This is a genomic window from Halomicrobium zhouii, from assembly GCF_900114435.1.
In the GTDB taxonomy this organism is placed as follows: Archaea; Halobacteriota; Halobacteria; order Halobacteriales; family Haloarculaceae; genus Halomicrobium; species Halomicrobium zhouii.
Genome location: NZ_FOZK01000003.1, coordinates 481,661 through 504,148, shown reverse-complemented (window position 1 = coordinate 504,148; position 22,488 = coordinate 481,661). Strand labels below are relative to the sequence as shown.

At 67.6% G+C, this 22,488-nt stretch carries 21 protein-coding genes and 1 tRNA gene; 13 read left to right on the top strand and 9 right to left on the bottom strand.

Annotated elements, in window-relative coordinates; all coding sequences use genetic code 11:
- Positions 1 to 9: 9 nt before the first annotated feature.
- A complete protein-coding gene (locus BM337_RS16255) occupies positions 10 to 1,236 on the top strand; it encodes an AI-2E family transporter (protein ID WP_089817823.1) in 1,227 nt (408 codons plus the stop codon).
- Between the two features lie 54 nt (positions 1,237 to 1,290).
- Here the strand turns inward: BM337_RS16255 and BM337_RS16250 are convergent, their stop codons facing one another.
- Complete coding sequence (locus tag BM337_RS16250; protein WP_089817821.1) at positions 1,291 to 1,566, bottom strand: PadR family transcriptional regulator; 276 nt, start codon at positions 1,564 to 1,566, stop codon at positions 1,291 to 1,293.
- A gap of 214 nt (positions 1,567 to 1,780) precedes the next feature.
- On the opposite strand from BM337_RS16250, the gene BM337_RS16245 reads away from it, so the two are divergent.
- Positions 1,781 to 2,071, top strand: coding sequence for an amphi-Trp domain-containing protein (locus BM337_RS16245; protein ID WP_089817819.1), 291 nt, complete (start codon positions 1,781 to 1,783; stop codon positions 2,069 to 2,071).
- Positions 2,072 to 2,326: 255 nt separating this feature from the next.
- Here BM337_RS16245 and BM337_RS21245 read toward each other — a convergent pair whose 3' ends face one another.
- Positions 2,327 to 2,473: a hypothetical protein gene (locus BM337_RS21245; protein WP_177227575.1), complete on the bottom strand. Its 147-nt coding sequence runs from the start codon at positions 2,471 to 2,473 to the stop codon at positions 2,327 to 2,329.
- Positions 2,474 to 2,532: 59 nt separating this feature from the next.
- On the opposite strand from BM337_RS21245, the gene BM337_RS16240 reads away from it, so the two are divergent.
- Positions 2,533 to 3,243: a DUF7117 family protein gene (locus tag BM337_RS16240; protein ID WP_089817817.1), complete on the top strand. Its 711-nt coding sequence runs from the start codon at positions 2,533 to 2,535 to the stop codon at positions 3,241 to 3,243.
- 17 nt (positions 3,244 to 3,260) lie between these two features.
- Here BM337_RS16240 and BM337_RS16235 read toward each other — a convergent pair whose 3' ends face one another.
- Positions 3,261 to 4,154: a bifunctional methylenetetrahydrofolate dehydrogenase/methenyltetrahydrofolate cyclohydrolase gene (locus BM337_RS16235; RefSeq protein ID WP_089817815.1), complete on the bottom strand. Its 894-nt coding sequence runs from the start codon at positions 4,152 to 4,154 to the stop codon at positions 3,261 to 3,263.
- A 268-nt stretch (positions 4,155 to 4,422) separates the two neighbouring features.
- On the opposite strand from BM337_RS16235, the gene BM337_RS16230 reads away from it, so the two are divergent.
- Both BM337_RS16230 and BM337_RS16225 read left to right on the top strand, forming a co-directional pair.
- Positions 4,423 to 6,609, top strand: a complete 2,187-nt coding sequence (locus BM337_RS16230; RefSeq protein ID WP_089817813.1) for a bacterio-opsin activator domain-containing protein — start codon at positions 4,423 to 4,425, stop codon at positions 6,607 to 6,609.
- A gap of 211 nt (positions 6,610 to 6,820) precedes the next feature.
- Positions 6,821 to 7,090: a HalOD1 output domain-containing protein gene (locus tag BM337_RS16225; protein ID WP_089817811.1), complete on the top strand. Its 270-nt coding sequence runs from the start codon at positions 6,821 to 6,823 to the stop codon at positions 7,088 to 7,090.
- A gap of 128 nt (positions 7,091 to 7,218) precedes the next feature.
- Here BM337_RS16225 and glyA read toward each other — a convergent pair whose 3' ends face one another.
- On the bottom strand, positions 7,219 to 8,466 hold the full coding sequence (gene glyA / locus BM337_RS16220) for a serine hydroxymethyltransferase (RefSeq protein ID WP_089817809.1): 1,248 nt from the start codon (positions 8,464 to 8,466) through the stop codon (positions 7,219 to 7,221).
- Positions 8,467 to 8,619: 153 nt separating this feature from the next.
- Here glyA and BM337_RS16215 point away from each other — a divergent pair, with 153 nt between their 5' ends.
- From BM337_RS16215 to BM337_RS21240, 4 genes are all read left to right on the top strand, one after another.
- Positions 8,620 to 10,725 carry a hypothetical protein gene (locus BM337_RS16215; protein WP_143117732.1) on the top strand — a complete coding sequence of 702 codons (2,106 nt, stop codon included), beginning with the start codon at positions 8,620 to 8,622 and terminating at the stop codon, positions 10,723 to 10,725.
- 227 nt (positions 10,726 to 10,952) lie between these two features.
- Positions 10,953 to 11,771 (top strand): transcriptional regulator TbsP, encoded by an 819-nt coding sequence (gene tbsP, locus BM337_RS16210; protein WP_089818192.1) that lies wholly within the window; start codon positions 10,953 to 10,955, stop codon positions 11,769 to 11,771.
- Positions 11,772 to 11,804: 33 nt separating this feature from the next.
- Positions 11,805 to 13,553: a YcaO-like family protein gene (locus BM337_RS16205; RefSeq protein ID WP_089817806.1), complete on the top strand. Its 1,749-nt coding sequence runs from the start codon at positions 11,805 to 11,807 to the stop codon at positions 13,551 to 13,553.
- Between the two features lie 127 nt (positions 13,554 to 13,680).
- Positions 13,681 to 13,845 (top strand): hypothetical protein, encoded by a 165-nt coding sequence (locus tag BM337_RS21240; RefSeq protein ID WP_177227573.1) that lies wholly within the window; start codon positions 13,681 to 13,683, stop codon positions 13,843 to 13,845.
- Here the strand turns inward: BM337_RS21240 and BM337_RS16200 are convergent.
- The 3 genes from BM337_RS16200 to BM337_RS16190 form a co-directional block, all read right to left on the bottom strand.
- Positions 13,842 to 15,002 (bottom strand): DUF63 family protein, encoded by a 1,161-nt coding sequence (locus BM337_RS16200; protein WP_089817803.1) that lies wholly within the window; start codon positions 15,000 to 15,002, stop codon positions 13,842 to 13,844. The two genes, BM337_RS21240 and BM337_RS16200, sit on opposite strands and share 4 nt — an antisense overlap.
- Before the next feature lie 140 nt (positions 15,003 to 15,142).
- On the bottom strand, positions 15,143 to 15,979 hold the full coding sequence (locus tag BM337_RS16195) for an inositol monophosphatase family protein (protein WP_089817801.1): 837 nt from the start codon (positions 15,977 to 15,979) through the stop codon (positions 15,143 to 15,145).
- A gap of 103 nt (positions 15,980 to 16,082) precedes the next feature.
- Positions 16,083 to 16,286, bottom strand: a complete 204-nt coding sequence (locus tag BM337_RS16190) for a hypothetical protein (protein WP_089817799.1) — start codon at positions 16,284 to 16,286, stop codon at positions 16,083 to 16,085.
- 106 nt (positions 16,287 to 16,392) lie between these two features.
- Here BM337_RS16190 and BM337_RS16185 point away from each other — a divergent pair, with 106 nt between their 5' ends.
- Positions 16,393 to 16,941: an NADPH-dependent FMN reductase gene (locus tag BM337_RS16185; protein WP_089817798.1), complete on the top strand. Its 549-nt coding sequence runs from the start codon at positions 16,393 to 16,395 to the stop codon at positions 16,939 to 16,941.
- A 100-nt stretch (positions 16,942 to 17,041) separates the two neighbouring features.
- Here BM337_RS16185 and BM337_RS16180 read toward each other — a convergent pair.
- Positions 17,042 to 17,125 (bottom strand) — tRNA-Leu (locus tag BM337_RS16180).
- A 57-nt stretch (positions 17,126 to 17,182) separates the two neighbouring features.
- Positions 17,183 to 17,986, bottom strand: a complete 804-nt coding sequence (locus BM337_RS16175; protein WP_089817796.1) for a formate/nitrite transporter family protein — start codon at positions 17,984 to 17,986, stop codon at positions 17,183 to 17,185.
- Between the two features lie 90 nt (positions 17,987 to 18,076).
- Here BM337_RS16175 and BM337_RS16170 point away from each other — a divergent pair, with 90 nt between their 5' ends.
- From BM337_RS16170 to BM337_RS16160, 3 genes are all read left to right on the top strand, one after another.
- A complete protein-coding gene (locus BM337_RS16170) occupies positions 18,077 to 18,556 on the top strand; it encodes a DUF309 domain-containing protein (RefSeq protein ID WP_089817794.1) in 480 nt (159 codons plus the stop codon).
- Positions 18,557 to 18,689: 133 nt separating this feature from the next.
- Positions 18,690 to 21,500: a PAS domain-containing sensor histidine kinase gene (locus tag BM337_RS16165; RefSeq protein WP_089817792.1), complete on the top strand. Its 2,811-nt coding sequence runs from the start codon at positions 18,690 to 18,692 to the stop codon at positions 21,498 to 21,500.
- A gap of 187 nt (positions 21,501 to 21,687) precedes the next feature.
- Complete coding sequence (locus BM337_RS16160) at positions 21,688 to 22,488, top strand: M14 family metallopeptidase (RefSeq protein WP_089817790.1); 801 nt, start codon at positions 21,688 to 21,690, stop codon at positions 22,486 to 22,488.

Sequence of the window (22,488 nt, the reverse complement as noted above, 5' to 3'; positions counted from 1 at the left end):
GTTCGGGGTATGGTCCAGTTCGAACTGGATATCAACTGGCCACGAACGGTCTGGATCGTCTTCGGACTCGTGCTGGCCGGAGCGGTCGTCTTCGTCCTCCACTCGTTCGTCGGCACGTTCGTCTTCGGACTCTTCCTCTACTACGCGACCCGTCGGCTCCACCGCAAGGTCCGCCGCCGGGTCCGGCCGGCGAGTCTGGCGGCCGGCGTCTCACTCACGTTGCTCGCGTTGCCGGCGCTCGTCCTGCTCTACTACACCGCGGCCATCGCCCTGGAGGAACTCGCCAGAGCAACGGACCGGCTGAACGACGTGGAGACGCAGGCCCAGATCGGTCCCTACCTCGACGTCGTGGAGCCCTACCTCGAACTCTCGGCGGTCGTCCAGGACCCGACGGCGGTCCTGACCGACGCCGGCGGCCTCGGCGCACTCTCCGAGACGCTGACTGCGGCGCTGGGCTACATCGGAATCGTCGGGACCGGACTCCTCCACCTGTTCGTCATGTGCGCGCTCGCGTTCTACCTGCTGCGTGACGGGCCGCAACTCGCGCGGTGGGGAACGACCTTCACCGACAGACGCGGCGTCCTCGACCACTACTTCCGCGAAGTTGACAGGAGCCTCGACAAGGTGTTCTACGGCAACATCCTCAACGCGGTCATCACCGGGACTGTCGGCGCCATCGCGTTCAGCCTGCTGAACCTCGCGCCGGCCCCGTTCAACGTCCCCTACCCGGCGCTGACCGGACTTCTGGCTGGCATCGCTAGCCTGATCCCAATCGTCGGGATGAAACTGGTCTACGTCCCGCTCGCGATCTACCTCGCCGGCCTCGCCGCAGTGAACGGCGAGGGCTGGTGGTTCGTGGGTCTGTTCGTCGCCGTCGCCTTCGCCGTCGTGGACGTCATTCCCGACCTGGTCGTCCGCCCGTACGTCTCCGGGGGGAGCCTCCACGTCGGCGCGCTCATGTTCGCGTACATCCTCGGCCCGCTGCTGTTCGGCTGGTACGGCATCTTCCTGGGGCCGATGCTCCTCGTGCTGGTCGTCCACTTCGTCAGAATCGTCCTGCCGGAACTCCTGACCGGGACGCCGATAGAACCGTACTCGGTGGATCCGACGCACGTCGTCGACGGGACCGTCGACGATCCGGGACCTGCTTCGTCGGGGTCCGCCGACGTCTCGCCGCCCGGGGCGGCGGCCGGTGACGGGATGCCCGCCGACGACGCCGGGCCGGCGACGGATTAGGACGGATAGAACTGAAGGATGCGGGATCGGTGCGCTCGACCGGCGATCGAGCGGTTACGCCTCGACGTACTGGTTCTCCCAGTCCCGACGAGCCTCGATCTCACGGCTCCCCCGACGGGTCATGCTGTAGAAGTTCGTCCGGCGGTCGCGCTGGCCCTTCTCCACGAGTCCCTTGTCCACGAGCGTGTCGAGGTTGGGATACAGTCGGCCGTGGTGGATCTCCTTCTCGTAGTAGTCTTCGAGTTCTTCCTTGATGGCGAGCCCGTGGGGTTCTTCTTCGCCAGCGATGACGTACAGCAAGTCACGCTGGAAACCTGTCAAGTCGTACATCGGTAATGTCTACACGCCCGTTACTGTCGGAATTGCATAAGTATGTCGGATTGGTGGGGAGATTCCGGCGGCTGAACCAGTACGTCCCGCAGAAACTGGTTACTGAATAGATAACTATGCTGATGATAGTGCGCGTTCCGTCACATCATTGACCAGTCATAACCGCTGGAGTTCACGTCGAAAAACGTATCATCGTACCGATCGAACGGAGGGTATGCCCGAAGAAATTCTCTTCGAGAGCGAACAGCAGCTGGACCGCGACGCAGTGGCCTCGTACCTCCGGACGATCGCCGACCGGCTCGAGGGCGGCGATCCCGTCTCGCTGGAGTCGGGTGCGGACTCCCTCTCCGTGACGGTCCCGCCGACCGTCGAGTTCGAGGTCAAGGTCGAACGAGAGGGGCCCGCCGACGGGCCGACGGATCTCGGGTTCGAACTCGAGATGGAGTGGGACGAGAACGCCAGCGGGGAGCGCGACGAGCGCAGTGGTGGACTCAGTATCGAGTAGTCCCGTGGCCCGAGCCGTTTCGGCTCGACGTGCAGAAACAGACGGAGAATCGACTCACGGTCGATAGTTCCTCGAAAGTGGTAAGCGAGTCGCGTGGGGAAAAGCCCACGCGACCGCTTGCCGCCCTGAATTGGTCCCCGCTGACGCTTCGGCCCTCCAAGCGAAGCGTCAGTTGATCGGTGGTATGTGAGTCACTTAAAAGTACCGGCAGCAGACAGCAACGGTCGAACAGCTGAACTGTACGTGGTACGCTCTTCAGATGTGCTCCTCTTCGAGGACCCATCCCAGGGCGCGCCGGTAGTGCGTGAACAGCATCCGGACGCGGTCGTGGCGCATCTCCTCGCTCTCCAGTTGCTCACAGAGGTACTCGTACTGGTCGCGTATCTCGGCTTCCGTGCGCATGGGCCCAGATTCGAGCCGGCGACAGAACTATCTTGAGGCGCTGGCCCACAGGTTCACCTATGAAAGTTCGCGGCCGCCGGGAGTGCAAGGAGTGTGAGACGCGGTGGTCCTACTTCGAGACGGCGAGCGTCCACTGTCCGAACTGCGGGTCGATGAAGAGCGTCGGCCTCGACGACCGGACGCGACACACCGACTCGCCGACCAGCCTCGACCTGACGCCGGTCCGGAACCGGATCGACGAGGACCCCCTGCGCGACGTCGCCAGCGCGGCGGTGGACCTGGCCAGGGAGTACGTCCGCGAGCGCGGCTTCGTCGACGCCGGCGAGTTGCTCCCACTCGACGACACCTTCGTGGCAGCGACGGAACTGCGCCACGTCGGCGCGGAACTCTCTCGCGAACTCCGCCGGACCGAGGCCGAGGAGCTGTACTTCCTGGACCTGCTGGCCGGCGCCGACGAGGGCGAGCGCCCGCCGGCCGAAGAAGTTCCCGAGGCCTTCCGGAGTGCGCACGGCCTCGCGATGGCCGACGCCGTGGGGGACTACCAGCGTGACCTGCGAACGTACCTGGACGAGCATCCCCACCCCGATGCTCGCTCGGTCTCCGGGAGCGTCCGCGACCACCGGAAGCGAATCGAGGCGCTGGACGGCGACGTCGACCCGAAGGACGCCGAGCGCCTCCTGCACGCGACCCGCGATCTGGGCAAGTACCTGATCTCGGGCGAGGAGAGCGCGCTCGTCACGGCGGACAACTGGCTCCAGGGAATCGAATAAAAGAGCCGGTCTGCTTCTCAGGGCAGTTCGACGTCGACGCCGGATTGCAGGCCGGCGGCCTTGACCGTATTATAGAGCAACATCGCCCGGGTCATCGGGCCGACGCCGCCGGGGACGGGCGTGATGGCGCCGGCCGTCTCCTTCGCGCTCTCGAAGTCGACGTCGCCGACCAGTTCGTACCCCTTCTCGTTGTCCGCGTCGACGCGGTTGACGCCGACGTCGATGACGGTGGCGCCCTCGCCGATCATGTCGCCGTCGATGAGTTCGGGGACGCCGGCCGCGGCGATCACGATGTCAGCGTCCCGCGTCTTCTCGGCCGTGTCGGCCGTGCGGGAGTGACAGACCGTCACCGTCGCGTTCCCGCCGTCGGCCTTCTGGAGCAGGAGGTTCGCCATCGGCTTGCCGACGATGTTCGAGCGGCCGACGACGACGGCGTCTTTGCCCTCGGTGTCAACGCCCGCCGATTCGAGCAGCTTCTGGATGCCGTGGGGCGTACAGGGTTTGTAGCGGGCGTCGCCGGCGACGAGTCGACCGACGTTCGTCGGGTGGAACCCGTCGACGTCCTTCTCGGGGTCGATGCGTTCGAGCACGTCCCGGTCGTCGACGTGGTCAGGGACGGGCATCTGGACGAGGATGCCGTGGACGGAGTCGTCCGCGTTCAGCTCGTCGATAGTGTCGTACAGTTCCTCGGCGGGGGCGTCGGGGTCGATGTCGACGTCGACGGCGTCGATGCCGACCTCCTCGCAGTCGCGCTGTTTCATCGAGACGTACGTCTCGCTGGCTGGGTCGTCGCTCATCAGCACCGTCGCGAGCGAGGGCCGGACGCCGGCGTCGTCGAGCGTCTCGATCGCGTCGCCGAGACCGTCGCGCACGTCCTGGGCCACCGCGTCACCGTCGATGATGTCGGTCATTACGTACACCGGGATGCCCGCGGGGTAAAAGCGTCACTATGACACTGTCGACACAGTCCGCGGTCGGCTGCGGGCGACGGCCAGACTGAACCTGCCGACTGAGTCTGGCCCTTGTGACCGACTGGTACCGAACCACCATCTATCCGACAGCCAAGACGGCAACCCGCCGGAACCAAGTGACCCGTACCACGCAAACCGGGTATTTGGCTCTCGGGCTATTACCCGTCGCAAACTGCCCCGGCGCTGCCGTGGACGCCGGACACTATCCATGTCTTCACCACAACTGCAGCCACTGACGGTCCTCCTCGTGTCGTCGAGCGGGCTGCTACCGGGAAGCGATCGGTCGCTGGACGCCGCCGACCCGATGATCGACGCCGAACGCTCCGACTCGGCCGACGGGGCACTCGAACGGATCGAAGCGAACGACGCCGAGGACGACCGGATCGACGCGGTCGTCTGCGGACACGACCCGCCGGCAGTCGACGCCGTCGAGTTCGTCACGACCCTCCGGAAGCGTCACCGCGAGTTACCGGTGATACTGCTGCCGGGCGACGGATCACCGGAGTTTGTCGAAGGGGCGCTGGCGGCAGGCGCGACCGACGTCGTCCAGGCGCCACCGTCGTCTGTCTCGCCGTCGGTGCTCGCCAACCGGATCCGGCAGTTCGTCCGGCCTGCCGATAGCGCCGGTGGCTCGCCGAACGACGCGTCAGGGGCCGAATCGAACGACCAGACCAGTAGTGAGGACGCGCCCACGGACGACCACATCTCGGTTCTCTCCGGGGCCGTCCGGGAGATACGCCACGCCGAGGAACGGGACGCCATCGCGACGGTCATCTCGGACGCGGTGAGGGGAATCCTCGACGCACCCGGCGTCGCGGTCTTCCTGTTCGACGACCGCGACAACCTCCTGCGCCCGGCGGCGATGACGGACGAGATGTGCGAGTACTACGGCGGCGAGACGGTCTTCGGCCCCGGCAAGCCCGACTCCATCACGTGGCGGGTGTTCGTCACGGGCGACTCGCTGCTGTTCGACGACCTCAGGGAGTCGGAGGCCTGCGTCAACGAGGACACCGACGCCAGGAGCAGCGTCTTCGTTCCCTTCGGCGAACACGGCGTCGTGGTCGCGTCCACGGACGCCGTCGGGACGTTCAGCGAGCGCTCGCTCGAGGTGATAGAACTGCTCACGACGACCGCCGAGGCGACGCTCGATCGGGTCGAGAGCGCCGAGAACCTGCGACGACGCGACCGCCGTCGCCGCGAACGGGAGACGCGCCTGGCGCACCTCGAACGGACTGTCGACCTGGTCGCGTCGGTCGACCGGGCGCTCGTCGACGCCGAGTCGCGCGAGGCCGCCGAGGCGGCCGTGCTGGAGTGCCTGGTCGAGGACGGCGAGTTCGACTTCGCGTGGATCGGCGGCGTCGACGCCAGGACCGGCGAACTCACGCCGCGGGAGTGGACCGACGGTGGGGGGCAGTACCTGGACGATCTTTCGCTGGCCGTCGACGACTGCGACGAACCGTCGTGTCGAACGGCACGACAGTGGCAGCCAGTCGCCGAACGGAACGTCGCGGAGACGCTCGACGGCGACGGCTGGGAACGGGACGCCCTCGCGGCCGATTTCCACTCGGTCCTGAGCGTTCCGCTGGTGTACGAGGGTGTCCAGTACGGCGTCCTCTCGGTCTACGCGAACCGACCCGGTGGCCCTACCGAGCCACTCGCGTCGGTCCTCGACGGCGTCGGGAAGACGACGGCCTACGCGATCAACACCATCGAACGACGGCTCTCGATGCTGTCGGAGGGCGTAACGGAGCTCGAACTCCGTATCGAGGGCGTCGACGACGTGCTCAACGTCGTCGCCGAGAGCGTCGGGACCACGGTCGACTGTCTCGAACTCCGGCCGTGGCCGGACGGTTCGACGGCGATACGGTTCTCGGCCCCGGACGTCTCCGTCGAGTCGGTCCTGTCGGCGACGTCGGGCCTCGTCGCCGTCCACAGCGTGACCCACGTCGGCGGGAACGGCGCCCATTGCTTCGACGCCGTGGTCGGCGGCGAGATGGTCGGGTCGGTCGTCGCCGCGTCGGGCGGCGTCACGCAGACGGTGACCGCCGACGGTCGGTCCCTCGTCGTGACCGTGACCGTTCCGGACAGTCTCGACGTCCGCACGTTCCTCGACCGACTGGCGCGACGGTATCCGGACACCGAACTCCTCGCGCGGCGCGAGCGCGAGAGCGCGTCGATGGCACGAGGGAGCTTCCTGCAGCGGCTCGAATCGTCGCTGACCGACCGCCAGCTGGAGGTCCTCCGGACGGCCCACGACCAGGGGTTCTTCCAGTCCCCTCGCGACGCGACCGGGCAGGACGTCGCGGACGCGCTCGGTGTCTCCCAGCCGACTATCAGTCACCACCTCCGCGCCGGACAGGGGACGCTGCTCTCGCTGCTGTTCGGCGAGGAGTGACCGTCGTCGCGGCCAGGGAGCAGTGGGTAGGGCCGAGGTTGGCGGGATGGGAGGAAGACGATGAGCGGAGTCGAGCGGATGGGTGCGAGGCACCGTGTGCCGTGGAACCGCTTCACGAGGGCTTCTAGCATGATAAGTGCGTGCCGGCTGGCGGTTACGTGTATCGAAGGTAACGCTATGCTGGCGTGTCCGCAATCGAACGGTTGTCACGATGAGTTCCCCCGCAACACACGGATTCGTCCAGCAGCAACTCTCGAACCAGCCGAGCGAAGACGTCATTATGGCGGTCTCGAGGCTCTCCGACGTAGACCCGCTCGACTTCGAACAGTGCCTGCACGACGTCGTCGACCCGGACGCGCTCGACAGCCTGACGGAGTGGGGCGGCGACGCCGACGTTGGCGTCTCCTTCACGTTCGAGTCCTACGCGGTCACCGTCGAGGGCGACCGGCTCGTCGTCGAGGACCGGCAGGATACCGAGTGAACGCGAGGACGAATGCCTCCTCAGCTGGGCGCAGACAGCGACCTCGCTCGGCGGTCTCCGGGTAAGCGTACCGGTAGAAACGGCGACCGGCCCCGCACGGGTCTCCCGGAAGCGCGCGCCGTCGCGCGTCAGTCGTACAGCGGGTAGGTGTCGGTGAGCTCGTCGACGCGTTCTGCGACCTCGGCGAAGACGTCCTGGTCGTCGGGGGAGTCGACGACTTCGGCGATGAGGTCCGCCACCTCGCGGCAGGCGTCCTCGTCGAAGCCTCGCGTCGTCAGGCCGGGCGTGCCGGCGCGGATGCCCGAGGGGTTGAACGCCGAGCGCGTCTCGCCGGGGACGGTGTTGGCGTTGAGGACGATGCCGGCGTCTTCGAGCGATTCCTCGACCTCCTTGCCGGTCGTATCCGGGTGGGAGGGGCGCAGGTCGACGAGCACGAGGTGGTTGTCGGTGCCGCCGGAGACGAGCTCGAGGCCGCGCTCATGGAGCTGGTCGGCCAGGGCCTTCGCGTTGGCGACGGTCTGTTCGGCGTACGCCTCGAACTCGGGTTCGAGGGCTTCACCGAAGCCGACGGCCTTGCCGGCGACGTTGTGCATGAGTGGACCGCCCTGCATGCCCGGGAAGACGGCGGAGTCGATATCGTCGGCGAATTGCTCGTCGCACATGATGATGCCGCCGCGGCCGGCGCGGATGGTCTTGTGCGTCGAGCCGGTGACGAAGTCGGCGACGCCGACGGGCGAGTCGTGGACGTCCGCGGCGACCAGGCCGGTGATGTGAGCGATGTCGGCCAGGTGGTAGGCGTCGACGGAATCGGCGGCTTCCTGGATCGACTCCCACTCGACCTCGCGGGGGTAGGCGGAGTAGCCCGAGACGATGATGTCGGGGTCGTACTCCTCTGCCTGCTCGCGGAGGTCGTCGTAGTCGATGTAGCCCGTCTCCGCGTCGACTTCGTACTGCTCCACCTCGTACACCTGGCCGGCGAAGTTGGCCGGGTGGCCGTGGGAGAGGTGGCCGCCGTGGGTCAGGTCCAGCGAGAGGATCTTGTCGCCGGGGTCAAGCACGGCGAGGTAGACGCCCATGTTGGCCTGCGAGCCGGAGTGGGGCTGGACGTTGACGTGGTCGGCGCCGTACAGTTCCTGCGCGCGGTCGATGGCCAGCTGTTCGACTTCGTCGGCGTACTCACAGCCGCCGTAGTAGCGCTCGCCGGGGTAGCCCTCGGCGTACTTGTTCGTCAGCGTCGAGCCCTGGGCCTCGAGCACTGCCTCGCTGACGTGGTTCTCGGAGGCGATCATCGCCAGCGTGTCGTTCTGGCGCTCGACCTCACCGGTGAGCGCGTCCGCCACTGCCGGGTCCTGGTCCCGGACGTGGTCGTAGTTCATGCCTGCCAGTCGACGCCGGGTCGTCAATAAACTACCTTTCCGTGGAGCAGAGTGCGACGGGATCACACACTGTCGCCGGCCGGTGACCGGCCCTGGCCCACGGTGACCGGCCCTGGCCCATGGTATGTGGCAACAATCTGAGTAGCAATAGTTATGGTTCGGGAAAGTAACACGTACGCCTACATGTTCATCAGGGGTGGGCCGGATGCCAACGACTGGGGGGACGGCATCGATGGGCCCAGCGGTGTCGAGATAGACGGACGAGACATCCTCGTCACTATCCGGGACCAGCTGGGGCCGACGAGCGAACCGGACTGGGACCTGGCGCCGTCCGTCGAACGGACGTGTTCCGGGACGGCGCGCAGGCTCGTGGTTCCGGGGCGGGACGTCACCGTCACCGACGTCGAACTGGGGACGCAGTACCCCATCAACTCGCCGACGGAACTCCCGACTGGTAAGTTCCGACTCACGAGTCGGGGCTCCCGGGGTATCACCGAGCAGAACAGACCCGCGACGGTCCACGTCCGGTTCGACGGTCCCGCGTCGGTCAAACCGAACAACGGTTCGGCCGTCCTCTCGTTCTGGGAGCGCACGCAGGTCACTGTGGGTCACGAGACCAGCGGGTCGTCGTTTCCGGCGCAGATGACCGTCGAGCCCACGGTACGAGGAATCGCGAGCGCCGTTTCACACCTCTCCGCGGCCCACCACACCACCGGGCCGGCCCGCTCGCACCCGGGATTCCGCGACCATCCGCCGCTCGTTCGCATCGGGGAGGAGACGGAGATCCCCTCGGCCGTCCGCGAGGACACGCCGGACGCGGGCCTCGCCGTCCACGTCCCGGAATCGCTCGACGCACTGTTCGTCGCCGCGCCGCTGGCGTACTACCTCGGCGCGCACGTCTTCGTCGACGACGCCAGGGACGCCCCGCGGCTGACGTCGCCGGAGGCGGACGTCGACTACCAGTTCGACCCGCTCCCGGCGTTCCAGCACCAGTGCGCGCAGCTTCTCAGGCGCGTGTTCTTCCTCGACTGCCAGGTCCGCCGCGTCGCCTCCTGTCGCGACCGGGCGCTGCGGCGACTCCAGAGCCAGTTCGGGCTCGACCCCGCCGCCGTCCAGTCGGGCCGTCCCGCCGAGCGGCTGGCACACTACCTCGACGTTCCGCCCCGCGAACTGGACCCCGAGTTACCCGACTGGCACCTGACGACGTACGTCTCCCCCGAGCCCCATCACGCGCGCAGCCTCCCGTATCTCCTCGATCGGCTCAGCCTCGTCTACCTCCCGCAGGCGTCCACGCTCGAACGTAGCGACCTGCTCCAGAGCACGCTGAACGACGCGTACCCGGTCCGCGGCGCGGCGACCCCGCCCGACGTCGTCCAGCCGACGCTCCAGGCGGGTCACGTCCACGCCTGGCTCGCGTCGGGGACGCCCATCGACGCGTTCAAGACGTCGACACGGGCCTTCGAGAACCAGTTCCAGTACCGGGACCGGACGAACGACCGCCTCCGGGTGTCGGTCGTGCTGAACGACGACAGGATGGCGGACGAACACGGGACCGTCTCGGACATCTACCGGGACCGGGCGGCGAATCTCCCGATCGACGTGACGGTCCGCGAACGCCTCCCGCGGGGCGACCTCGCGGACGTCTTCGAGTCCGAGAACGACTTCGTCCACTACATCGGTCACTGCGACGACGAGGGACTCCGGTGTCCCGACGGGAACCTCGACGTCGCGGACCTGGACACGTCGCGCACGCAGATGTTCTTCCTCAACGCCTGTGGCTCCTACGAACAGGGGCTGGAACTGGTCGAGCAGGGGTCGGTCACCGGCGCAGTGACGTTCAGAACTGTCCTCGACGGCCAGGCGGCCCGGGTCGGGACGGCCTTCGCGCGCCTGCTCGTCCACGGATTCAGCTTCGAGCGCGCGCTCTCGCTCGCCCGGCGCCGCATCCTCATGGGCAAGGACTACGCCGTCGTCGGCGACGGCACCTACGCCCTGCTGCCCAGCCCGAAACAGCCGGCCGTCGTGTGGATACGGGAGGCGTCCGACGACGAGTTCGTCGTCCGGTGTGAAGTCGTCAACGCCCGGTCGAACGGCGCGCGCTACCGGCTCCCCTTCGGCGAGACGCCGGTGCTGAACGGGAGCACGACGGAGTTCCGACTCTCCCGGGAAGAACTTGCGACGGCGCTCACGGAGACGTCCGTCCCTGTCGTCTACGACGACGACGTCCACTGGTCGGACGAACTCGTCGACCGGCTCTGAGACTGCCGGACGGCCGTCGTCGTGGCACGTTCTCTGTGCCTCCTCGCGGACTATCTGAAACAGCTACGTTCGTCAGCGTGAGTCTCGCCGGGCGGAGATTTGTGGTTTTATCGACCTCTCACAATATTTACTCACCCCCTTCAGTGACTCTTCTCTATCAGCTGACGAATTCAACTCGATATGGCCAGTAAAATTAAATATCTTTATCCGCTACTAACTACTAGATGATTCGATCGAATCTGCTCGAGGACGACGTCGGTTCCGTGTTGTCGACAGCGCTGTCAGACCTCTCGGGAACGATTTACGTCGTCAATCCGTCTCGTGACTCCATCTCTGAACTAGTCACTGTACTGACCGAAAGCGAGGATCCACCGGACGTACGCCTCCTGGCCGACGACGCGCTCCTCAAGGAAGTGATGGACGACTTCATCGTCGCGAGCAAGGCGGCGGACCTGGTCGACGCCGGCCACCTCGCGCTCGAAGTACTCGACCACGCGCCGAACCACTCGCTGATCGCCACCGAGGATACGACCATCTCGATCGTCTCCGTCGGCAACAGCGTCGCCGGGCTCGCCACCGAGGAGTCGGCGTTCGTCGACGACGTCGCCGACTACTACGAGAGCGAGTGGGACCGGGCCGAACAGTATTCGCTCCGCACGCCGCCGCTCGCCCGCGTCCGTGAGACGCTCGAATCCGACATCGGACCGGACGCCGCGGGCGACTTCGACGCCGTGCTCTCGTCGCTCCAGACGGCCCGCGGGGACGGCGACGGACTCGACGAAGTGACCATCAGCCTCCTCGTCGCCGCGCGCAACGGCGAACTGCTGTACGACATCAGCAAGTGGGGCGAGGACATCGGCCTCGCCAGCAAGGCCACCTTCTCCCGGACGAAGACGACCCTCGAGGACATGGGGCTCATCGACACCGAGAAGGTCCCCATCGACGTCGGCCGCCCGCGCCTGCGCCTGATGCTCGGCGACGAGCGTCTCGAAGACGCCAGCACTGACGAACTCGCGAGCGTCGCCCAGAGCCTGCTCGCCTCCTAGGCCTTTTTCCCCCGCCTCGTCGTTGCTCACGGCATGTGCCCAGCCGTCGCTGTCGTGGGGAGCGGCCCCGCCGCCGACGCCGCCGTCGCCACGCTGCACCAGTACGCCGAGCGGGAGCGCGACGAGGACGACCCGTCCGTCGTCGTCACGCGCCCCGGGCTAGCCGAATTCGACGACGCGGACCTCGTCGTCGTCGTGGACCGGGTCGGTGCCTCGGCGTTCGCCGATGCGAACCGGTCGGCTATCGAGTTCGCCACGCCCTGGATCGCCGTCGAACTCGGCGGGATCGGTGGCGTTCCCGTGACGACCGCGGCCGTCACCGGCTTCGACCCCGACGGCGCCTGTTACGACTGCCTCGCCGACCGGGTCGCGGCCAACGTCGACGAGGAGACCGACCCGGTCGGCGCGGTCGACGCCGAGAAACAGTACGTCGCGGGCGCCATAGCCGGCGAGGCGGCTGTCACCGTCGTCCGCGGCGATTCAGACGGGGCTGTGCTCGGTCGCGTCACCGAGATTCCACACGCAAAGCGGCGGCTTCTCCCGGTCCCGGGCTGTCACTGCGGCGGGGACCGCGACATGACCGTTCGCCGCGACTACGAGGCCGTCTCCGTCGAGGAGGCCCTGGGGCGCGCCGAGCGGGGGCTCGACGACCGCGTCGGCATCACCACCCAGGTCGGCGAAGTGGAGTCCTATCCAGCGCCGTACTACTTGGCGAATCTCTCCGACACGTCGGGCTTCAGCGACGCCACCGCGCCGCGCCAGGCCGCGGGCGTCGCGGTCGACTGGGACGCCGCCTTCATGAAGGCGCTCGGCGAGTCCTACGAGCGCTACGCGGCCGGCGTCTACCGCTCCGCCGACGCCCAGACGGCCCCGGCGACCGAACTCGACAGCTGCGTTCCCCCGTCGTCGTTCGTCACGCCGGAGGAACCCTCCTGGGACGCCGGGACCGAGACGGAGTGGGTCCCCGCGACCAATCTGGCCACCGACGGCTCGACGCAGGTCCCGGCGGACCTGGTCTTCCACCCGCCGCGGAACCGCGACGTTCGGCCGCCGCTGACCACGGGGCTCGGACTTGGCTCCTCGTCTGTCGGCGCGATGCTGTCCGGGCTATACGAGGTGGTCGAACGCGACGCGTCGATGATCGCCTGGTACTCCACGTACGACCCGCTCGGACTGGCGGTCGAGGACGAGGAATTCCAGACGCTCGCGGCGCGGGCCGGGGCCGAGGGACTGGACGTGACGACGCTCCTGCTCACCCAGGACGTCGACGTCCCCGTGATTGCGGTGGCAGTCCACCGAGACGAGTGGCCGAAGCTGGCGCTGGGGTCGTCGGCCCACCTCGACCCAGAGGAAGCTGCTCGCGGCGCGCTGGAAGAGGCCGTCCAGAACTGGATGGAGCTCCGGCGGATGGGCCCCGAACGAGCGGCCGAGGCGGGTGGAGCGATCGGTGAGTACGCCGATCTGCCCGACGCCGGCCGGGAACTCATCGACGTCGACCAGGGGGTGCCGGCAGCCTCGGTCGGGCCGGCCGACGTCCCCGAGGGCAGGGCTCACCTCGACGCACTCGTCGACCGGATTAGCGACGCGGGCCTGACGCCGTACGCGACGCGGACCACGACGCGGGACCTCGAATCGATCGACTTCGAGGCCGTGCGCGTCCTCGTCCCGGGCGCCCAGCCGCTCTTCCTCGGCGACTCGTTCTTCGGCGAGCGTGCGCGGACCGTGCCTGCGGACCTCGGGTTCGAGTTCACGCCCGACCGGCCCCACCACCCCTTCCCCTGACTCGCTCCCGCCTACTCGTCCCGCCTTGCCCCTCCGCACCCCGACCCGCCACCCTTCCCCATAATCCGTAATTTTATGACACGACCGCGTGAAGATCCATGTGGGTTGGTAGCGCGTGTGCGTTACCGTGAGCGCCGTGATCGAAGAATTCGACCTCCCGTGTGCGGAATGCGGGCACGAACTCGTACGCACTATCGTCGACGACCTGGGGACCGACACCGACGTCACCGTCGCCGACTGTCCGAACTGCGGCAGCCGGTACTATCCGCGAGGGGCGCTCGAACGCCTCTAGATGCCGAAGGTTACTCGCACCATGTCCCGGGTTCCCGGGCCGAGACCGACCGCGGTCACCGCGACGAGCAACAGCAGCGAGTAGCGCGGGCTCTCCTCCATGAACTCGTCGGTGAACAGCCACAGCACGAGCGAGGCGACGACCATCTTCACGACGAGGAAGGGCCAGGAGGTGCCGACCACGGCCGAGAGCGACGCCGGCTGGAGGGACTGGGTCACGTCGATGATGAACGCGTTGGCCGGGTGCTTCGGGTAGTAGTTGAAGTTCTCCGGGATGCCGATGTCGTGGATGAAGTCCGCGGAGATGACGTTCGCCACCCCGTCGATGGCGTGGCCCCAGAGGACGAAGAAGCCGACGGCGCCCGTCGCGCCGACGACTTCCGGCCACTGGCCCTCGATGGCCCGCCACACGCCGTAGGCGATGGCCGACGCGAGGACGACGGTCACCGCGAGCATCTGCGGGAACAGGTAGACGTACTCCGTCGTCGCACCGAGGTAGACGAGATAGGCCATGTTGAGGCCGAGCAGCGCGACGCCGACGGTGCCGAGGGCCCGGTAGCTGTCGTCGACGACGCCGCGGTCTTCGAGCACCACCGTCGCGAAGAGAACAGCCAGTGTGAACCCGAACATCACGAAGTAGATGATCGGACTCACGAGGAGCGAGTTCAGCGGGTAACTGATCAGGGGCTCGACCCCGGCGGCGACCGCCTTGTCCGTCGCGTCCTCGACGACCCGGAGCGTCCCGCCGAGGAGCATGAAGGGAACCAGCGGGTAGTAGAGGTCGACGTCACGGGCGAGTCCGTACCGTTCGAGGAAGAAGTACGCGCCGACCAGGAAGAACATCAGCGCGACCACGTAGCCCAGTTCGGAGACGAGGGTGTACCCCGGCTGGGCGTAGACGGCGCCGCTCGCCTGGGCGGCCGAACACGCGCCCGAGTCGTAGAGAATCTCGACCGTCCCACCCTCGTTGACTGCGCAGCTGGCGGCCTGGGCGTCGGCCGCGACGGGTCCCCAGAAGTACTGCCAGATGAACCTGTCCCAGACGAGTCGCGGGGCGGCCAGCACGCCGACGACGAACGCCCCGAGCAGGGCGACGAACGCCGCCAGCCACGCGCGCAAGGGGTCGACGCCGTCCAGTCGTGCTTCGAGCGTCTGCATGTCCGTGTTGGCATCACCCGCAAGTTTCAGCCTTCCGGTCGTGTGCGGCGCGTGCGCCCGGGCGTACTCTCGGTGCGTTCTGTCCGAGGGTTGGACGATCTGTCGGGGGCTATCTGTCGGAGGCTATCCGTCGAAGGCTATCAGTCGAGGGCCTGCCGCGCCGCTTCGAGGACGACGTCGTGGGCGTTGCCGTTCGAAGCGACGACGCTGTCGCTGTCGTGGCGCCACTCGTTCCCGTGGACGTCGGTCACGGTTCCGCCGGCGTTCCGGACCATGTGGACCCCGGCGACAGTGTCCCAGGGGCGCATCGGTCGCGTGCAGATAGCGGCGTCGAGGCCGCCGTCGGCGACGTAGGCGAGCGTCGTCTGGAACGACCCCACGCGGCGTTCGTCGCCGAAGCGCTCGGCGACGGCCTCGAAGAGGTCGACGAACTCGTGGCGCTTCTCCGGCGGCCAGTAGCCCACCGGCGACGCGACGAACGTCTCGGGGTCCTCGCGCTCGCTCACCGACATCGTCGTCCCCTCTCGCTCGGCGCTCTCCGGACCGCCGGCGTAGAGGTCGCCCATCGCCGGCATGTACGTCGCGGACCCGACCGCCTCGCCGTCGACGACGGCGGCGACGCTCGTCGTCCACACGCGCGACTGGCGAACGAAGTTCGTCGTGCCGTCGATGGGGTCGACGACCCAGCACGCGCCGCTGTCGGGGATCTCTTCGACCAGTCGCGCCTCGTCCGCGTCGGCCTCCGGACCGCGCAGCACGCCGCTTTCCTCCTCGCAGACGAAGTCGTCGTCGGGGAACTCCTCGCGGATGGTCGCCAGCACCTGCTGCTGGGCGTCACGGTCGGCCTCGGTGACGAGGTCGTTCTTGTCCCGCTTCGTCTGGACGCTGAGGTCGGTCCGGAAGTGCTCCCGGGCGACGGCGCCGCCCGCTCGCGCCGCTCGTTCCGCCATCGCGGCCCGGTGGTGAGCGTCAGTCATACCGCACCCTCGGTCTCGCCCCCTCAAATTCCCGTTGCTTCCATGTCGCGTCCCCGGATCACGCGCGGTCGGGTCGCACTTCGCCGGGTCCCGCGCCGTCGAATCACGTCTCGTCGACGTTCGCGTCGTCGACGGCGTCCAGGATGGACTCGGCGATGTCGCGGGCCTCCGACGGTGTGTAGAGGGTCTGGTTGCCCACGGACTGCTCGATGCGAACGTACCCGTCGTCCGGTTCGATGGCGAAGTACGCCGTGTTCTCCAGGGGCGGCACGTGGGACCTCCGGTCGCCGGCGTGTTCGCTTCCCATGCGTAATGGTAACATCCGAAGCTGCTTAAAGGTCGGTCCGGGCCGCCCACGCGGCGACAGTTCCGGGATCCGACAGATTAACCCCCCACACCCACTGGTGTGACGCATGCAACCAGTTCCGACGGTCGTCGCTATCTGCGGAAGCCTCGGCGACCCGAGTACGACCCAGCGAGCGCTCGGCCACGCGCTCGACGCGGCGGCGGACGCGGGCGCCGAGACCGAACTCATCGACCTCCGCGAGTGGGACCTCCCGCTGTTCGACCCCGACGACCGGGACCGGGGCGACGCCGAGAAGCTACGACGGGTCGTCGGCGAGGCCGACGCCGTCATCATGGGCACACCGGTCTACCACGGCATGGTCTCCTCGGCGCTGAAGAACGCCTTCGACTACCTGGGGAAGGACGAGTTCGCGGGTAAGACCGTCGGCCTGCTGGCCACCGCCGGCGGCGGGTCCTACGCCCCGACGCTCGAACACCTGCGCACGGGCGTCCGGACGGTCCACGGCTGGACGCTCCCCCACGAGGTCGGGATTCGCGGGGCCTCCAGCGCGTTCGACGCCGACGGCGAGTTCGTCGACCCCGACCTGGCAGCCAGGGTCGAGAAACTGGGCCGGATGACGGCGGAGTACGCGCTCATCGAACCGGAGAAGCTGTGAGAGGCCGTCTGCACAGCTATCTGGGTACTCGGCCAGAATGTTTTGCGAGGGAAGAGCGCTCCGAGAGCGTCTTCCGCATCACGGGGGTGGGCCCCGACGATGCGAGGGATGCGATTTGAACGCATGGACCTCTACAGGAGCGGATCTTGAGTCCGCCGCCGTTTCCAGGCTTGGCTACCCTCGCACGCAGTGGAGAGTCGCGGGGCAGGTAGCTAAAGAATTGCGACTCCGGACCGGTGCGTCACGAGTCGTCGTTTTCGCCCGCTTCCTCGCGGGCGCCCATCACCTGGGTGACGTGGGTGAGCGTCACGAGGCCGAGGCCGCCGGCGAGGTTCCCGGCGGTGACGACGCCGACGGTGACCGCCAGGGAGACGAGTGTGACCTGGGCGTCGAAGAAGAGGCCGAAGACCGCGTGGAGCGCGGTGACGACGACGTGGTCGAAGGGCCCCAGCGAGAGGAGGACCCCGACGGCGTAGGCCAGCGCCATGCGGCTGCCGGTGTCGTCCGCGGCCGCGAGCATGAACGAGAGGAGCGAGACGAGCGCCCCGCCGGCGAAGGCGCTGCCGAAGACGCCGGCGGTCTCCCGGCGGAGCAGGTGCTCGGCGTACCGGGCGAGCGCGTCCGCCGTCCCCGTCGGGAGCGCGCCCTCGAACGAGAGGAACCAGGCGAAGACGACGCCCCCCACGATGTTCAGCGCGAAGGTGACGACCCAGAGGCGGACGAGCGGACCGACGAGCCAGCCCTCGTCCGCGTCGACGGCCTTCGCGACGGGGTCGAAGAAGTTCTCGTTGAACAGCTCCGCCCGGCCGGCGACGAGGAAGACGACGCCGGGACCGAAGGCCAGCGCACCGGCGAGCGTCGACAGTTCGGGGACCAGCGGGTGGACCGCGGCCTCGACGATACCGAGTGCGACGATGCCGAAGATTATCGTGAACCCGGCGATGAAACTCGTCGAGACGAGTTCGAGCAGCGACTGGTCGAGGCGTCGCTCGCCCTCGTCGACTGCGCGCTCGAATATCTCGTCGGGGGACGGCGCGGCGCTCATACCGAACGTTTAGTTCGTTTGACTGAAAGGATTTTACCACACGGGGCTCCGTCCGACGGAGTTACACGCCTGCGGGGCCACGAATTTACCATGGACGACCACACTCGCGACCCGAGCGTCGACCCGCCGGCGGGGGACCCGACCGGGTGGCGCGAGGACGGACGGTGGGAGCACGCGACGCTCCGTCGCGCCGTCGTCCACGGCGTCGCGCTGTACAACGACGGCGCGTACCACGAATCCCACGACTGCTTCGAGGACGAGTGGTATAACTACGGGCGTGGGTCGACCGAGAGCCAGTTCCTCCACGGGATGGTCCAGGTCGCGGCGGGGGCGTACAAGCACTACGACTTTCTCGACGACGACGGGCTGCGCTCGCTGTTCCGGACGGCACTCCAGTACTTCCAGGGGGTACCCAGGGACTACTACGGCGTGGACCTGCTGGACGTCCGGACCACGCTGACGAACGCGCTGAACGACCCCGACGTCCTCGACGGCTGGCAAATTGCGGTCGACGGGGCGTATCCGACCGCCGACCGGGCCGACTACCGGTACGCGGAAGCGCTCGACTGACGACGGCGTTCTCGATCGACGACGGGGTCACGGATCGTCGCGCGGTGCGTTTGGCGACCGAACGCGGGCGCGCCCTTCGAACCCGGAGGTCACCGACGAGCAGTTTAACTGAGTCGATACGTTTTACCGAGACATGAGTTCACGACCGGGAGCCGCCGACACGGCGTTCTGGGGGGACGCCGACGACGGTGACGACGACGCCGACGTTGACGTCGCGCTCGCGCGGTACCGGACGCTTCTCGACACCATAGACGAGGGCGTCTATCAACTCGACGACGGGGGGCGCTTCGTCGCGGTCGACGACGCGGTCATCGAGACGACTGGATATTCCCGCGAGACCCTGCTCGGCGAGCACGTCTCGGTCGTCCTCCACGACGACGACGTCGAACGCATTCAGCGAGCGATCGCGACTCGATTGGCCGCAGATACGCGAGACGTCGCGTCGTTCGAAGTCACTGCCCGGACCGCCGACGGAGGGACGGTACCGCTCGAACTCCGGATCAGCCTGGTGGTCGAAGACGGCGAGTTCCAGGGGACCATCGGCGTCGCGCGCGACGTGAGTGAGGGCGAACGCGGGGTGGAAGCCGAGCCCGCGGAGTCCGACCGGCCGTTCTCCGGACCGATGGCGGACGTCCTCGACGAGGCGAACATCGGCGTCTTCGTCCTCGACGAGAGTTATCGAGTGGCGTGGGCCGACGAGACGGTCGCGACGTACTTCGGCCTGGACAGAGACGACCTCGTCGGCCGAGACAAACGGACGGTCGTGACCGAGCAGGCGGCCGACCGCGTCGAGGATTCCGAGCAGTTCGCCGGGCGCGTACTGGCTACCTACGACGGCACCAGCGGCGTCGAACAGTTCGGCTGCCACATCACAGCCGGTGACGACCGGGAGGAACGCTGGCTCGAACACTACAGCAGGCCGATCGACTCGGGGCAGTACGCCGGTGGCCGGATCGAGCTCTACTACGACGTCACGGAGCGAACGCGCTCGGCGGACGAGCTACTGGAGACCGAGGCCCGGTTCCATTCACTCGTCGACGCCGTCGAGGAGTACGCCCTCTTCCGCATGGACCCGGACGGACACGTCGTCAGCTGGAACGAGGGTGCGAAGGCGATCAAGGGGTACGAGCCCGACGAGATCCTGGGCGAGCACTTCTCGACGTTCTACACCGAGGCCGACAGGGAGGCCGGCGTTCCCGAACGGAACCTCCGGCAGGCGACCGAATCGGGGTCGGTCGAGGACGAGGGGTGGCGGGTACGAAAGGACGGGAGCGAGTTCTGGGCGAACGTGACGATAACGGCCGTCTACGACGACGACGGGACCCACCGGGGATTCGTGAAGGTCACCCGCGACATGACCGACCGGCGCAGGCGCGAGCGCGAACTGGAGAGCGAACTCCAGCAAGTGCTCGGCCGCATCTCGGACGCGTTCTACGCGGTCGACGACGACCTGCGGTTCACGCACGTGAACGAGCAGGCCGAGGCACTCCTCCAGCAGTCCGAGGACGAACTGCTCGGGACGCACCTGTGGGACGTGTTCCCCTCGGCGGCGGACACGGACGCGGTTCGCGACGCCTTCCGGACGGCGATGGAGTCACAGGCGGCCACCAGTTACGAGACGTACGTCGAGGCGTTCGACTTCTGGGTCGAGGCGAACCTCTACCCCTCCGAGACCGGCATCTCCGTCTACTTCCGGGACGTCACCGAGCGCAAGGAGCGCGAGCGCGAACTCGAACGCCGCGCTCGCCAGCAACACGTCGTGGCGGACCTCGGCCAGTTCGCACTCGAAACCGACGATCTCGACGAACTCATGGAGGAGGCCGCGCGACAGGTCGCCAGCGTCCTCGACAACGAGTACACCAAGGTACTCGACCTGGACGACGACCGGCGGGAGTTGCTGGTTCGCCAGGGCGTCGGCTGGGACGAGGGAATCGTCGGCGAGGCCACCGTCGCCGCGGACGACGACTCACAGGCGGGCTACACCCTCCTCTCCGAGGGGCCAGTGGTCGTCGAGGACCTCCCTGCGGAGACGCGGTTCTCCGGCCCGGACCTCCTCACCGACCACGGCGTCAGGAGCGGCATCAGCACGATTATCGGGTCGGTCGACGACCCCTGGGGGATCTTCGGCACTCACGACACCGGACCCCAGCAGTTCTCCCGGGAAGACGTGAAATTCGTCCAGAGCGTCGCCAACGTCATCGCCGAGGCGATCGAACGGGACCGGTATCAGGGCGAACTCGAGGACCTGGTCGCCGACCTCCAGGCGTCCAACGAGCGCCTCGAACAGTTCGCCTACGCCGCGTCACACGACCTCCAGGAACCGCTACGGATGGTCTCGAGTTACCTCCAGCTCATCGAGACCCGGTACGGGGACGAACTCGACGCGGACGGCGAGGAGTTCCTCGAGTACGCCGTCGACGGCGCCGACCGGATGCGCGACATGATCGACGGGTTGCTCCAGTACTCACGGGTGGAGACACAGGGCGACCCCTTCGAGCCGGTGGACCTGGACGACGTCCTCGACGTCGTCGTGGACGACCTGCAGGTGCGCATCGACGAGAGTGACGCGGTCGTCGAGACGACGTCGCTCCCCCGGGTGATGGGCGACCCGAGCCAGTTACGCCAGGTGTTCCAGAACCTCCTGAGTAACGCCATCGAGTACAGCGGGGACGAGCCGCCGCGTATCGACGTCTCGGCCGAACGCGACGGCTCGGACTGGATCGTCTCTGTCCGGGACCAGGGCGTCGGTATCGACCCCGACGACGCGGACCGGATCTTCGAGGTGTTCCAGCGCCTGCACACCCACGAGGAACACACCGGGACCGGGATCGGACTCGCCCTCTGTCAGCGGATCGTCGAACGTCACGGGGGAGAGATCTGGGTCGACGCGGCGCCCGGAGACGGGGCGACGTTCTCGTTCACGCTGCCGGCGATGGATGGCTGATGGTGGTGGTTGTACGCCCGTACTGGCGTTCGACGTACCCTGGCGTTCGACGTACCGGCCTCTCACAGTTCGGCCGAACCCCGGTAAAGAGGTACAACCACCACTCCGACGCGCCGGTCCGGAACCGGCGATTCCGCGTCCGGTTCGAAGCGGACCACTCTAATGGATCGCGTCCGAGGCATCTCACGTGTACGTCGAGCAGCTCGGCACTGGCGACCCAGAGATAGCCGTCGTGGGCGGAATCCACGGCGACGAGCCCTGTGGCGAGCACGCGGTCAGGACGCTGCTGGACGAACGGCCGGCCGTGCAGCGACCGGTGAAGTTCGTCGTCGCCAACGAACTGGCCCGCGACCGGAACGAGCGGTACGTGGAGGTCGACCTCAACCGGGCGTTTCCCGGCGATCCGAACGCGCCGACCCACGAGGGACGTCTCGCGGCCGCCGTCGCCGAGGAACTGCGGGGTTGCACTGTTCTGGGACTGCACTCTACCCAGTCCTACGACGGCATGTTCGCGCTCGTCGACGAGATGGGCCCGACGGCACGGTCGATCTGTCCGCGACTCTCCATCGACGCCGTCGTCGAGACGACAGGTACGAACGAGGGTCGTATCTACTCGGTCATCCCCGAGGCCATCGAGGTGGAGTGTGGCTACCAGGGCTCGGCACAGGCCGCCGAGAACGCGGTCCAGGTGACCCGTGAGTTCCTGGCCGCCACCGGTGTGCTGCCGGACGAGGGCGGCCCCAGGCAGACAGACCTGCCCGTGTTCCGTCTCCGCGGTCCGATCCCGAAGCGCACCGCCGACACGTACGACGTCTACGTCTCGAACTTCGAGGAGGTGACAGCCGGCGAGGTGTTCGCCGCCGTCGACGAGGAGAACGTCGTCGCGGAGGAACCGTTCCACCCCGTCCTGCTCTCCTCACACGGCTACGAGGACGTCTTCGGCTACCGGGCCGAGCGGGTGGGGACGCTCTCGGCCGACGAGCACTGA